Origin of the sequence: Paraburkholderia sp. RL18-085-BIA-A, from assembly GCF_046027075.1 — a bacterium.
Classification (GTDB): domain Bacteria; phylum Pseudomonadota; class Gammaproteobacteria; order Burkholderiales; family Burkholderiaceae; genus Paraburkholderia.
The window spans coordinates 1-12,532 of the sequence record NZ_JARESU010000190.1; the positions used below are offsets into that span (position 1 = coordinate 1).

The window sequence follows — 12,532 nt, forward strand, 5'->3', positions numbered from 1 at the left end:
CCCTTCCAAATCGACAGGCGACGCTCCAGCTCCATATGGAGCTGGGTCATCCCGCCGAGCAAGGGCGGCCCACCCACGCCCGCACCGAACTCCTCCAGCGCCTGTTGGATGCGCCCAAGAACGTGCGGATGCGTGGTCAGGCCGAGATAATTGTTCGAACCGAACATAACCATCTGTCTCGTCGTGCCGTCGATCCCCCTCACCCGCACGCGATTCGATACCGCTGAAACGATCTCCCTGCCGTAATGCGCAAGCCCCTTGGCGCGTGATTCACGATAGTACTCCGAGAACGGTTTGACTCGCCCCAGCAGCGTGGTGGCCTCAGTCCTGAAGAATTCAGACAATGAAAAATTCTCGCCGTTATCTGTAGACGCCGCAGACTCCAGATCTGCATCGAACGAACCAGATGACATAATGTGTTCCTTTGGAATGACCGGCTTTTCAGTCCACTATATATAAGCGCGCCGAAGTTCATTGCATCGTCCTGGGTTGCTGTCAGGCAATGCCCTGAACCGCGCCGGGAAATCCGGAAGCTATCGGGCAAAGCGGCGATCGCGAGCTTTTCAGGAAGATACCGTCATCGCCTGGGTAGTTGTTACAAGCAGCGCCTCCGACCGAAGGCCATCTGCCCTGCCCGTGAAGCGGACGTGTGTAAGAGTGACTGCCGACACATACTGGACTGCCTTCCCGGATGAGCTGGCAAAGACGACGTGGGACCCCTCTTCGCACCGCCGCTACTGTCCGACGTCGCGCCCGAACACCACCCGCGCAAAGAACCCCGCCAATACCGATTCCGCCACGTCCGCCATGGCGTTGTGCGGATCGACCGTGTAGAAGAACTGCACGCCGTCGCATAACCCCATCAAGCCCATTGCCAAAACCTCGACCGGCAGCGGCAACGGCGCGCCTGCGCGCGCCGAAAACTCGCGGATATATGTGCTCAGATGCTCGAGTTTCTTGTGCATGAAGGCATTAAAGCGTACCCGGAAACGGCCATCGCGCACCGCCAGCAACTTCGCCTCTACCCACAGCAGAAAGCATTTATTCTCACGATGCAAGATGCTGTAATACCGCAGCAGCCGTGCCTCCATATCTTCGCGCGTCGCCGCGTTCTCGAAAATATCGCGCAGCCCCGCCTGCATCGTTTCGTGATCGCGCCTGAGCAATTCGAGGAACAGCTCAGGCTTGCTGGAAAAGTTCGAGTAGAACGCGCCGCGCGTATAGCCCGCCGCCTCAGCGATTTCTTCGACACTCGCCCCTACGAAACCCTTCTTCATAAAAATGACCTCCGCAGCATCGAGCAGACGCTGACGCGTCTGGTCCTTGCCCTGTTCGCGTGTGAGTCGTTGGAGTTTCATGCAGTGAAATCAGTGCGTCGCACCGACTTTCCTAAGTGCTTCCATTGCCGCCATATTGCCTTGCGCTTCAACGGTCGCAAGCGCAGTATTTCCCCGCGCGTCCGCATGATCCGGATCCGCGCCATGTACGATGAGGTCATCGAACAGGCTAAAGCGTCCAAAAAGCGCGGCGAAAGCAAGAGCGGTTTCGCCTGCGTTATTGGTTGCGTTAATGTCGCAGTGCGTTTGCAAGAGCGTCCTTGCTATGTCGAGCTGACCTTTGTAAATGACGCCCATCAAAGCCGTATTGCCATTATGGTCGGCCGCGCACGCATTCGCGCCGGCGGCGATCAGCTTGTCGAGCGCATCGGGATGATTGTCATAGGCGGCAAGAATCAGCGCTGTGTAGCCGCTCGAATTAACGCTTTCTATTGGGTACCCCGCCTTGAGCAACGCATCGAGAATGTCCCATCTCCCTTCTCGTGCAGCGTTGAACCATTCCTTGTTGTATTGATGCGCGTAGACGTGCTGGTTCGCTTCCAGATGCGGGACAGTCATGACTTCCGATGCGCATCCTGCCAACAACACAGCACATGCAGCCACAGTAGCGATAGAACGCCATGCACAGCCAAAGTTTCTACGCTGCTTCATACAAGGTGTTTCCGTGAGGCGAGGCACGCCGGTTTAGCGACGTTCCTCTTGTTAACGGGTGGCGACAAAACGCGAATCAAGCTTGCCTGAAATCACTCGTCGGACAGCTTTGCCGACATTGTCTTCACCTTCGAGCCGTCCGCATTCAGCGCACGAATCAGACGCGCACCCAGGTCGGGATCCGCCTTGTTGAAGTAAGACAGCATCGTGTACTTGTTGTCTTCGTTCGTGACATGGCTCAAGTCTCCGGAAAGCGCGGTGACGAGATCGCCCTTGCCTTGCTCAGTAAGACTTTCGAAATACTGGCCCGCTTGCCGGAAGTTCTGCTTCTTGTGAATCGCGATCTGCTGTGTCGTTCCGGACAATGGCGTCTGCACGTACTTGTATTTCGGGTTCTGGCTTAGTTCGCTAATCCCCGACGGCTCATAGTTGACGTCGCCGGTACGACCGCTCGCGTTCATTCTTCCGTCTTGATTGTTGCTGTGGACTTCAACCACCGGCCGGTTGATCGGAAGCGAATTGTAGTTCGCACCCAACCGGTACATTTGCGTATCGGCGTACGCAAACAGACGGCCCTGGAGCATCCGGTCTTCCGACGGTTCAATGCCAGGAACCAGTCGGGACGGCGCAAACGCGGACTCTTCGGTGGACTCGAAGTAGTTGTCGGGCACGCGGTTCAGCGTCATTGTGCCGACCTTGCGCTCAGGTACGCCGAGCCATTCCTTGGTGTCGTCAAGCGCATCGTAAGAGAACTTGTTCAGATCGGAAGGCTTAAGAACCTGGATATACAGATCCCACTTCGGGAAATCGCCCTTTCGGATCGCGCCGTAGAGATCGTTGGTCATCAGGTTCCAGTCCGCGCCAATAGATGCGGCGATTTCACCGGGACGCAGGTCCTTCTTGCCTTGATCGCTGACCCAATGGAACTTAACGTAGTGCACCTCGCCCTTCGCATTCACGAACTTGAAGGCATGTACTCCAAATCCGTCCATGTGCCTGTAAGAATCCGGCATGCCCTCGTCGCTATAAAGATGCGTGAGCATATTCGTCGCTTCGGGCGTATGCGCAAAGAAATCAAAGGCCAGATTGGCGTCCTGGACGCCCGTGACCGCGCCGGGTTTGTTAGCGTGGACGAAGTCGGGGAACTTGATCGCGTCGCGAATGAAGAAGATCGGCCAGTTAATGCCAACCATGTCCCAATTGCCTTGCCCAGTGTAGAACTTAATGGCGAAACCGCGCGGATCGCGTGCTTGTTCAGGAGATCCGCGGTAGCCCATCACCGTTGAAAACCGCACGAATACCGGCGTCTTGCTGCCTGGCGAGAAAACCTGTGCCGTTGTCAGGCCGGATAGATCGGCGCTTGGAACGAATTCGCCGAAGGCGCCTGTGCCTCGCGCATGAACGACACGTTCGGGAATACGCTCGCGATCGAAACGCTGCAGCTTTTCGACCAGATGCGAATCCTGCAACAGCACGGGACCTTCAGGACCCGCTGTTTCAGAATTCTGATTGTCTCCAACGGGAGATCCATTGTCGCGGGTCAAGTTGGCTGCAAAGACAGGCGGCAACATCGTGACGCTCAAGACAACGGATAGAAGCGTTCTTTTAAAGGCTCTAGATGCATGTTGCATATCGGCTCCTGGGATCGGTTACCGCGTAAGACTTCGTTAATCGGGGCGCTGCATACTATGTCGATGCCTTTGACCGGTCCAATCGCCATTCCTAATGAACGCGATAGTCATGCCTTAGGAATGCGCCTGTTTGACAGATCTTGCAGATATCAGTACGACGAACTGAACCGCCCCGGATTCCGGAGACTGTTTTGCTTGAGTCATGCTACGGCGGCAGACCCAGCGAGTTTGGAAAAATAAGCGGCTTTCCCACCTCGGCAGGTAGAACGTTGCCGATCGGCTCAGGCAGTCGACGATGATTGAACCAGTCGACCCAATCGAGTTTGTCCATCTCAACGGCCCGCAGATTGCGCCACGGCCCAAGCCGATGCATTACTTCTGTCTTGTACAGGCCGTTTGATCGTTTCAGCCAGCGCATTGTCGTAGGGCAGTTGAGCGTCGGCAGCGATTACGCGCACGCTACAGCGCGCTTGCGTGCTGGCGAACGGGCTCGGCCACACTGAAGGCGCAATGCTCGCGCGCCGGACGCTGATGTTCCCATTCTTGTCATTTCCCCTGTCGGAGCACTGACCTGCAGATTACCGTTTTGTTATCCACGCCCGTCTGACGGCACGCCACGTAGGGCCACGCGACGTCCCCGCACATTCGGACTGTGGTGCAAATTACGGGTGCGAGCAAAAAACCGCGCATTCACCATTACATCATCGTGCTGAAAGGACTGCCTTCCAAACAGCAGGCGCAGTGAATGAAATGAACGGCTCCCGCCCATCGGTGTGGCAAACAGCGGCTAGAGCTCTTGCAATCCGACGGCATCGCGATTTGAAAACTGGAAGATCATAAGGGTCTTCTCAGGCAACTACGAGGGTCCACCATGCAACATAGGGCTGTGGGTGTAGATATTGCGAAGAGCGTGATGCAGGTTCATTGGGTTGACGCGGGCAGCGGCGAGATCGTGAACAAACCCGTCAAGAGAGCGTTATTTCTCGAGTACTTTGCCAATCGCCCCCTGTCTGGTCGGCATGGAGTCCTGTGGTGGCTCCCAGCATTGGGCGACGCGTTTGATCGAAATGGGGCATCAGGTCAAACTGATGGTCGTCCCTGTCGGACGCGGTTCGCGCGTTTGCCTCGGTTAGTCGCAACCGGATGTTGCGTCAACATTGTCTAAACGAAATTCACATCAAAACAGCCTTACTCGTCGCTGGTGGACTACTCTGCACGTGCGCTTGGCACGCCAACGCGCAAGACACCACTGCAAATCCGACCACTGCAGCGCAGGGATAGCGCGGCGAATTCGGAAGGTCCGGACGCTTCTGCAATCTCAGTGTCAGGCGGCCCGGCTATCCTCCATGGAAGAACCCGGGACGAAGTCTATCAAGTCCTCGTCCGCTCAGAGGCGCGGCTACAGGAGCTCTATAAAGGCAATTGAGTTTCCCTTGAGCACGTGATCTGCGGCGGCGCAGACAAGGAGAAGGCTGCGTCGTTAAAGGGCGGCCCTCAGATCGCGCCGCAAAATCGCGTCAGATGACGCTCGCCTATGGGGATCCATCCATGTCCCTGTTCTTCCTCGGCCATGGCGAAGGCAGACCCTTTCTGCTTCGTACCAACCCTTCCAACTTCAGAAGCTAAGCCGGCGCGACATACCACCCCAGTTGCGGTCAATTGCCGCGTGTCGATGAGCGCCTCGCATCACGTTGAACCAGCCAGGCGCAGTAGCGCTTGCCCCGTGTGAGGGCGGTGTGCGGCAGGTCTGCGCACCTGTCGACTCGCCAATACATCCGCCAGGTTCATCAGTAGATCCCGGCAACTCGAGCGTCATCGCCGACGCGTCGCTATCATCTGGTTTTCTTCACTACGGCATGATGGAAACAGCGTCGCTGCACGATTTCCCACAGTAGGGAACCTTACGCTGACCAACGTCATTCAGACCGTTCACTTGCAGACCTTGACACGCACCTTCCTGCGAAAAGTGTTGCGCGGGATGGCTTTGATTTTTGTTTCATTCGTTATTGCAGAATGTAATGACTGAGCTGCGATGAGGCGTCGCCTGTTGTCTTCGTCGCTGCGATTTTCTTTTGGTATGCGCGCCGCTTCAGTTGGTGTCAATTTAAGAGTCGAAATAGACGAATGTTAGAAGCATCATCGAATCTAGGCAGGCCTAATCGGACGCCCTCGCCATCAGCTGTGATTAAGCGTTTTGTAGGGTGTGGTTGTGCAGTAGTTGCAGCTTTGCTTGCGGCCGCTTGCACAATCGGGCCCGATTACCGGAAACCACCCGTCGAGATCCCAGCGCAGTTCAAGGAGGGAGTCGACTGGCAGCGGGCACATGCAAATCCGCAAGCGTCGCTCTCTAGCAACTGGTGGGTCGACTATCACGACGACACGCTGACCCGATTGCTTCAGCAGGCACTCAAGTCCAATCAATCGATTGCTCAGGCCGAGGCGGCATACCGGCTCGCGCAAGCCACCGTCGCAGCCAACACTGCAAATCTGTATCCGTCGCTCAGCGCCGGCATCTCGGGCACGCGCATGGGTGTCGGCCCGGGGGTAGCCACCACTTCGTCAACCTTTGCGATGCCGGGCGTGTACAACGTCGTCAGTGCAAACGTTTCGGCAAGCTGGGAACCGGATCTTTGGGGGCAGATCCGGCGCGAAATCGAATCGAGCAAGGAGAGCGCACAGGCGACAGATGCGCAACTCGCCGGGGAGCGACTGTCAATTGCTGCGAGTGTTGCAACGGACTATTTCGCATTGCGTCAGGCTGACGTTGATATCGGCTTGCTTGAGCAGCAACAGCAGATCGACACGCGCATCCTGGATATGACTCGTGCCAGCCTCGAGCAGAAAGAGTCAGCAAGCAGCGACGTCCTGATGGCACAGGACACGCTCGAACAAGTGATCGCCTACCTTCAGGAAACGCAGGCGACGCGTGAACAGTATGAACATGCGATTGCAGTGTTGACCGGTGTGCCGCCCGGCAATTTTTCGATTGCACCGGAACCGCGATATTCGTTCGTCCCGCCCACGGTTCCGCTAGCGTTGCCTTCGCAATTGCTCGAGCGTCGATACGACGTCGTCAGTGCCGAGCGGATGGCCGCAGCCGCGAACGCAAAGATCGGCGTCGCCGAGGCGGCTTTTTTCCCGACCCTGATGCTGTCCGCGCAAGCCGGATTCCAGTACAGCACGCTCGCAAGTCTGTTCTCGTTGCCTAATCGTCTCTGGACGCTTGGTCCGAGTCTCACTCAGCCGATCTTCGATGGCGGTGCGCGGAACGCTGCACTGCACGAGGCGCGCGCGACCTACGATGAATACGTGGCGACCTATCGCCAAACGGTGCTAACAGCGTTTGAGAGCGTAGAGGACAGTCTGTCCTTAAGCAACCATCTGATGCAACAGCAACGAGCTTACGCGGATGTGTACCAGCGCAACCAACAGCTATTTGACAGGGAGCAAGCACAGTTCCGATTCGGAATGGCGAGCGAACAGAATGTGCTGAGCCAGCAACTCACTTTGTTGCTGGCGCAACAAAACCTTGCGGACACACAGGCGTTGCTGACACTCAGCAGCGTCACACTCATCAGAAATCTGGGCGGCGGCTGGCAATGGGACGACACCAGAGAGGTATCCGTCGACCCCGTCGCGTCTTCGGGACCGCAGCCCACGGCAGCGCACGCGAAACCACGTGTTGTGCAGTGAAGCCCACAGGCGTCCACCGGTTTCTTGTCTCTCTTTCTCAATACGACGTTTTCCGAAATTATTCGATGTCCGACGTACCCCAACTGCGCGCGCAGGCGCGTACCTGTGATTGCCTGTCGTCGGCTGCCTCTTACCGACTGATGGCCTTTCCTGCTACCACAATCATGCAATCCCGCTGTCTTATGAGGTTACTGCCTCTTCGCGCGTCTTTGTTGTCCCTTGGCTTTGTTGCCCTTGTCGGCTGTAGCAAGGGCAGTCCACCGCCCGCAACGCCTGCGCCACAAGTGGGTGTCGTCACGGCGCACCCGCAGGACGTTCCGCTCAAGCGAGGCCTGGCCGGACGCTTGTCGGCCTATTACAACGCCAACGTGACAGCCCGGGTCTCCGGCGTATTGCTCAAGCGGCTCTATGCGGAGGGCAGCGAGGTGAAAGCCGGACAGGTGCTGTTCGAGATCGATCCTACCTATTACCGCACCATGCTCGACAATAGTCTCGCCACGCTGGCCGAGGATCAGGCGACCGAGGTCAACGATCGCCTCATGGCCGAGCGATACCACAAGCTGCTGCCTGTGGGAACTGTTTCTCAGCAGATGGTCGACAATGCCGATGCGGCGGAACGCAGTGCGGCCGCCAAGGTGAAGGCCGACGAGGCCGCGGTCGAAGCCGCGCGCGTCAACCTCGACTATACGCAGGTGACATCGCCCATCACCGGTATGGCAGGGGAGCAGCAGGTGACCGCCGGCGCAGTGGTCGGCAGCGGCACTTCCGACGCAGGTGCGGGTGGCACGTTGCTGACGACCGTCCAGCAGGTCGACCCGCTTTACGTGAACTTCACGATCAGTTCCGCTGATCTCGTCACGCTGCGGCAGGCGCAGAGCGAAGGCGACGTCGCACTCGCGGCGCCGCACGACGTCAAGGTCCAGATCGTCTTGCCGAACGGCACGACGTACGGTCAGACGGGCACGCTCGACTTTTCGGATGTATCCGTCAATTCCGTCACGGGGGCGGTCAACCTGCGCGCGCGCGTGCCCAACCCACTGCATGAACTGTTGCCGGGCATGTATGTCTCGTTGAATGTCGACCTCGGCGAGCAAAAGAGCGTGTTCCTGATTCCGCAGCAAGCCATCGAGCGCGATACCGTCGGCGCGTATGCGATGGTCGTGGGCAAGGATGGAAAGGTCGCGCGCAAGGACGTCCATGCAATGGACAGCTACGGCAACGACTGGATCGTCACGGGCGGACTGGCTGACGGCGATCAAGTCATCGTCTCCGGGCTGCAAACGGTGCACGAAGGGGCGCTGGCCAAAGCCAGCCCTTGGGTCGAGCCGGGGCATGGCGCAAAAGCGGACCAGGTCGGCTCGGCATCCGCGTCGAGCGGGCGACCAGCCGGCAACCCGTCTTAAGGAATCGGACACATGCCACGTTTCTTCATCGACCGCCCCGTCTTTGCGTGGGTGATCCCGATTCTCATCTGCATGTTCGGCGTAATCTCGCTGATGCGCATGGGGGTCGACTCATATCCGGACATCGCGCCGCCTCAAGTCACCGTGACGGCGACGTATCCGGGTGCCAGTGCCGCCACGATGGAATCGACGGTCACGCAGGTGATCGAACAGCAGCTGACCGGCATCGACAACCTGCTGTACTTCAGCTCGACGTCGAATTCGAACGGCACGGTCACAATCACCCTGACCTTTGGGACCGGGACAAACCCCGACATTGCCGAAGTGCAGGTGCAGAACAAGGTGGCGCTCGCGCAGCCGCTGTTGCCGACGGAGGTGACCCAGGAGGGCGTCGTGGTGGCGAAAGCCAGTCCCGACATCCTGTTGTTCATTGGCCTGCGATCGGACAACCCCTCGATTGACGCAGCGCGCCTGAGCGACATCGTCGCCTCACAGATACAGCCGGTCATCGGCCGGATCAACGGCGTGGGCAACACGTTCATGCTGGGCTCGGAATACGCGGTGCGAATCTGGCTCGATCCCGACAAGTTGCAAGGCTATGGGCTGTCGACGACGCAGGTGATCAACGCCATTCAGTCGCAAAACGCGCAGTTCGCGACCGGTTCGCTCGGCGCAGACCCGGCTGTCAAAGGACAGGTCTTCACCGCGACCGTGTCGGGTGATACGTTGTTCTCATCGGTTCGGCAGTTTCGCGACCTCATTCTGCGGACGAACAACAACGGCAGCGTGGTTCACTTGAGCGACGTGGCGCGAATCAGCTTCGGTGCGCAAACCTACGGTACGTCTGCCGCCTATAATGGTCAACCGGCAAGCGGCCTGGGTGTGTTCCTGCTGCCCGGCGCGAATGCGCTCGCTGTCGCCAAATCGGTCAAAGCCCAGATGGCCACACTGGCCCGTGATCTTCCGGCCGGCGTCAGCTGGTTTGTACCGTACGACACGACACCGTTCATTACGGCCTCGATCACGGACGTGGTGCATACGCTCATCGAGGCTATCATCGTCGTGTTCGTCGTCATGCTGGTCTTTTTGCAGAACGTGCGGGCGACTCTCATTCCGACGCTTGTGATTCCGGTTGCATTGCTCGGAACATTCATCGGCCTGTCGCTGCTGGGCTTCTCGCTCAATCAGCTGAACCTCTTCGGGATGGTGCTTGCTATCGGCATCGTCGTGGACGACGCGATCGTCGTGATCGAGAACGTCGAGCGCATCATGCGCGAGGAGCGTCTGAGCCCGCGGGAAGCCACACGAAAGGCCATGGGCCAGATTGCCGGAGCGATCGTCGCGATCACGGTGGTGCTGTGCGCGGTGTTCATCCCCTCCGCAATGCAGCCGGGCGCGACCGGAATCATCTATTCGCAATTCGCGCTGACGATCGCTATCTCGATGGCCTTCTCCGCGTTCCTTGCGTTGTCGTTCACGCCGTCGCTTTGCGCGTCCATCCTCAAAGCCACCCATCATGGAGACACGAACGTCGTTTTCGGATGGTTCAACCGCGCATTCGATCGACTGGGCAACACGTACGTCGGCCATGTCGCCCGCGTCATCCGGCGAGCGCCGCGCTGGATGGTCCTGTTCGTAATGCTTGCGGCACTGGCCGGGGTAATTTTCGCCCATCTGCCCACCGCGCTCGTTCCCGACGAGGATCAAGGCTTCATGCTGGCGATCGTGAACCTGCCATCGGGTGCAACCCTGCCGCGTACGAACCAGATCATGAAGGAGATCGACGACAAGCTCCAGACAAGCCCGATCAGCAAGGATATCGAAGGCGTGTTTGCGGTCGAAGGCTTCAGCTTTGTGGGCGACAGCGAAAATGTCGGCATGGCCTTCATCAAGCTCAAGGACTGGAGCCAACGCTCGCAAAGTGCAATGCAGCTAATCCCGCAGGCCAATCAGATTCTGCACGGCATTCGCGACGCGCAGATCTTTGTCACCAACCTGCCTACGATACGCGGACTGAGCCAGTTCGGCGGCGTGGACATGTACCTGCAAGCGCGCGACGGACAATCGAGGGATCAGCTCGCGCAGGCGGAGAACACGTTGCTTGCTGAGGCGGCGCACAACCCTGCGCTCTTCGGCGTGCGGGCCAACTCACTGCCGGAAGCGCCGCAGCTTCAGGTGTCCGTGGACCGTGTCCAGGCGCAATCGATGGGCTTGTCGCTCACCGATGTCTACAACACCATCCAAACGGATCTCGCGCCGGTCTACGTGAACCAGTTCACCTATGCCGGGCGTGTGAAGCGTGTCTTCGTGCAGGCTGATGCGCCATTCCGAATGGGGCTCAACGCCTTTGAGCACATGTACACCCCGAGCGGCGTGGCAAGCAGCGCCGCCGGCATGGGCGGCACCGCCACGTCACCCAGCGGTGCGGTCAGCCCGGTCGATCCGTCTGTGAGCGATAACTCGATCAGCCCGTACAACATGGTGCCGCTATCGAGCGTCGTGAAGGCGAACTGGGGCATCGGCCCGCAGGCGCTGCCGCGTTTCAATGGCTATTCGGCAGTCGAGATCGTGGGCATGCCGGCGCCCGGATACTCGACGGGTCAGGCGATGCAGATCCTGCAGAAAATCGTCGACAAGTCGCTGCCGGCCGGTTTCGCGGCTGACTGGACCGGGCAGTCCTATCAGGAACTCCTGGCCGGGAACTCTGCGATGGTGCTGATGGCGCTGTCGGTCGTCGTCGTCTTCCTCTGCCTGGCCGCGCTATACGAGAGCTGGTCCATACCTGTTGCGGTACTGTTGGCCGTTCCGCTCGGCTTGCTTGGCATGGCGGCGTTCTGCCGTGTCTTCAACGTGCCCAACGACATCTACTTCAAGATCGGCATGGTCACGGTGATCGGGCTGGCGGCGAAGAACGCGATTCTCATCGTGGAGTTTGCCGTCGCCGGGCAGACGCAGGGCCTGACGCTCTACGACGCCGTACTCGAAGCGGCGAAAATGCGTTTCCGCCCGATCCTGATGACTTCGTTGGCGTTTATGGTCGGCGTCGTCCCGCTCGTCACGTCGAGCGGCGCCGGTGCCGCTGCGCGTCACGAGATCGGCACCGGCGTGATAGGCGGCATGTTGTTCGCCACGTTCTTCGGACTGCTCCTTATTCCGGTGTTCTACGTCACGGTTCGAAGAGTGTTGGGCGACAAGCTCGATGAGGTCACACGGAAGTTGCATCGCCCGGACCATCCAGTAGAGTCCGAAACGACGAATGCCTGACCGCCGTGGGCAATGCAACCGGTAAGGCCGCGGGCGGAGCAGTACCGATCGGTGCTGATCGGCCGGCGACCTTAAAAAGCGTTGCTCGACGGGGCGCAGCGCGACATACTCCGTTTCCAGTGAGTGTAAAGGGCACAGTGCCGATGCCGGCCTCGGCACCCAATTCCGCGCGCGAAGTATATCGGTTCCGAAAGCGGCTGTTCGACCTTTTGGCTCATTGGTTAGGGCCGAAAGTGCGCATTCACTGTGGTTGGATGCGGACTTTCGCGGTTCCCGATTGTCGAGCTTGGCTCTGTCGCGCTAAGGTGATCAGGTAAACTTGGGGGACCGAAATTGAGACGACCACAATGGCCATGATGGGCAAGACGCCGCGCAAGACATTACCGCCAGGGATCGCGAAGGTGCTGAAGCGGACTGGGGTGCAAATTACGGGAGCGAGCAAAAAACGGGTTATTTCAAAAGTGGAGTGGCTAATGCGGCTTACGAGGCATGTGGGTTGAAAGCTGAGAAGTCGAGCTTGCCGGCGATGAGGAACAGTACGGTTCGCATGGTT

The 12,532-nt window shown here is 58.7% G+C and carries 6 protein-coding genes and 3 pseudogenes; 4 read left to right on the forward strand and 5 right to left on the reverse strand.

Annotated features, from left to right (window positions below; all coding sequences use genetic code 11):
- The 5 genes and pseudogenes from P0D89_RS47240 to P0D89_RS47260 all read right to left on the reverse strand — a co-directional run.
- Positions 1–413: pseudogene (locus tag P0D89_RS47240) on the reverse strand (hypothetical protein); the annotation flags it as partial.
- A 321-nt stretch (positions 414–734) separates the two neighbouring features.
- Positions 735–1,358: a TetR/AcrR family transcriptional regulator gene (locus tag P0D89_RS47245; RefSeq protein WP_408369143.1), complete on the reverse strand. Its 624-nt coding sequence runs from the start codon at positions 1,356–1,358 to the stop codon at positions 735–737.
- A gap of 9 nt (positions 1,359–1,367) precedes the next feature.
- Positions 1,368–1,988, reverse strand: coding sequence for an ankyrin repeat domain-containing protein (locus P0D89_RS47250; protein ID WP_408369141.1), 621 nt, complete (start codon positions 1,986–1,988; stop codon positions 1,368–1,370).
- 92 nt (positions 1,989–2,080) lie between these two features.
- Positions 2,081–3,559 carry a catalase gene (locus P0D89_RS47255; RefSeq protein WP_408369139.1) on the reverse strand — a complete coding sequence of 493 codons (1,479 nt, stop codon included), beginning with the start codon at positions 3,557–3,559 and terminating at the stop codon, positions 2,081–2,083.
- A 260-nt stretch (positions 3,560–3,819) separates the two neighbouring features.
- Positions 3,820–4,044: pseudogene (locus P0D89_RS47260) on the reverse strand (IS3 family transposase); the annotation flags it as partial.
- Positions 4,045–4,490: 446 nt separating this feature from the next.
- On the opposite strand from P0D89_RS47260, the pseudogene P0D89_RS47265 reads away from it, so the two are divergent.
- The 4 genes and pseudogenes from P0D89_RS47265 to P0D89_RS47280 all read left to right on the forward strand — a co-directional run.
- A pseudogene (locus P0D89_RS47265) lies at positions 4,491–4,710 on the forward strand (IS110 family transposase); the annotation flags it as partial.
- 1,033 nt (positions 4,711–5,743) lie between these two features.
- Positions 5,744–7,312: an efflux transporter outer membrane subunit gene (locus P0D89_RS47270; RefSeq protein ID WP_408369137.1), complete on the forward strand. Its 1,569-nt coding sequence runs from the start codon at positions 5,744–5,746 to the stop codon at positions 7,310–7,312.
- Between the two features lie 284 nt (positions 7,313–7,596).
- Entirely contained in the window at positions 7,597–8,715 is a 1,119-nt protein-coding gene (locus P0D89_RS47275; RefSeq protein WP_408369135.1) for an efflux RND transporter periplasmic adaptor subunit, read from the forward strand.
- A gap of 12 nt (positions 8,716–8,727) precedes the next feature.
- Positions 8,728–11,979, forward strand: a complete 3,252-nt coding sequence (locus P0D89_RS47280) for an efflux RND transporter permease subunit (RefSeq protein WP_408369133.1) — start codon at positions 8,728–8,730, stop codon at positions 11,977–11,979.
- The last annotated feature ends 553 nt before the right edge of the window (positions 11,980–12,532 follow it).

Bases quoted from the DNA above. Each gene is read 5' to 3' on its own strand.
- P0D89_RS47245 (WP_408369143.1), bottom strand. From the start codon at position 1,358: ATGAAACTCCAACGACTCACACGCGAACAGGGCAAGGACCAGACGCGT.
- P0D89_RS47250 (WP_408369141.1), bottom strand. From the start codon at position 1,988: ATGAAGCAGCGTAGAAACTTTGGCTGTGCATGGCGTTCTATCGCTACT.
- P0D89_RS47255 (WP_408369139.1), bottom strand. From the start codon at position 3,559: ATGTTGCCGCCTGTCTTTGCAGCCAACTTGACCCGCGACAATGGATCT.
- P0D89_RS47270 (WP_408369137.1), top strand. From the start codon at position 5,744: ATGTTAGAAGCATCATCGAATCTAGGCAGGCCTAATCGGACGCCCTCG.
- P0D89_RS47280 (WP_408369133.1), top strand. From the start codon at position 8,728: ATGCCACGTTTCTTCATCGACCGCCCCGTCTTTGCGTGGGTGATCCCG.